Genomic DNA, 1,257 nt, shown 5'->3' with positions numbered 1-1,257 from the left:
ACCTACTTACGAAAATCCTTAGGGGATTTTCTATTCCGTTTTTATTTACTTAATTTAGTGCTTCAAAAATGCAACAAACCATATATAAATCGTTGCCCACAATATGAGAAAAGTACCCAAATTAATATTCAGTTTTATAATTTTGACTTCTGTACTACTAGCGAATTGTAAATCGGAAAAAAAATCTGAATACTATATTTCGGAACTAAGTATGAATAGAAATTTATCGAATTTTACAAACGTGATGAATGAAAAAGACACGATAAAAATTATTGCCGAATTGTATATGGAATGGTGGATTAGAGTTGACACTCTAACAATTACAAAAAAGAACAATCAAATTCAACTTCAAGCAACGATTAAGGAAGACACTACATTTGAAATGAAATATCAATGGCGGACAAATAAACTCAAGCCTGTCATAATCGAGAATACTGACAACGAATTTGAGCAACATTTTTCTCAAAAAATAAAACGAACAAAAACTAACCCAAAAAGTGGGCGGATTTACAAAATATTAAGTCCAAATGATACGTTGATTTTTTACACGAAAGGTTTGGGAGATAAAGGTGGAGAAGTTAAAGAATATTATAAATTTATGCGTAATTACTATCCGAATGAAAAAGATTTTGTCCCAATCGGAGAAAAAAATGAGAATGAATAAATACTGTGGGCAACAATGTATAAAATTAATTGCTATATTAGTGCTTAATTTTTAAGGCGTTGCGTATTTGCCAGCTTCTGAATTTCCTTCGGAAATTCCTCGCTGACAAACTCGCAACTAATCTTATACCGAACGTTAACCTACATTAAGCCAAATTACACGCAATATTGGCAAAAAAGCGGTTTAAAAAAGTAGGATTCTGATAAATATTACGCAACCAGAAATGGAATTATAACGCAGCAGATTCTGACAAATATTATGGGAAAAATATGTTTGTAATTCTGAAGTGGAAACGGCAGAATTTTAGCCTGTTTGCGAAATAGAAACGGAATCGTAAAGCTGTAGATTTTGAAAAATATTACGGAAAAATATGTTTGTAATTCTGAAGTGGAAACGGCAGAATTTTAGCCTGTTTGTGAAATCGGAAATGAAAAACTGTGGGATTCTGACAAATAATTACGCAAGAATCTGTCTGTAATTATGAAATGAAAACGGCGGAATTTTAGCCTGTTTGTGAAATTAGGAATGAAAATTTAGACAAGTTAAACGCCGAATAAAAACGCTGAAAAATGTGAGATTTTATATCGGTATTT

The 1,257-nt window shown here is 31.5% G+C and carries 1 protein-coding gene; it reads left to right on the top strand.

What is annotated here, in order from left to right:
• The first annotated feature begins 244 nt into the window (after positions 1-244).
• Complete coding sequence (locus tag DPIF8902391_RS10465) at positions 245-664, top strand: hypothetical protein (protein ID WP_172505789.1); 420 nt, start codon at positions 245-247, stop codon at positions 662-664.
• Positions 665-1,257: the final 593 nt, after the last annotated feature.

Source organism: Tenacibaculum finnmarkense genomovar ulcerans (genome assembly GCF_900239495.1).
Taxonomy (GTDB): domain Bacteria; phylum Bacteroidota; class Bacteroidia; order Flavobacteriales; family Flavobacteriaceae; genus Polaribacter; species Polaribacter ulcerans.
Note: the sequence above shows the minus strand (reverse complement) of the source record. Positions and strands in the feature narration are given on the sequence as shown.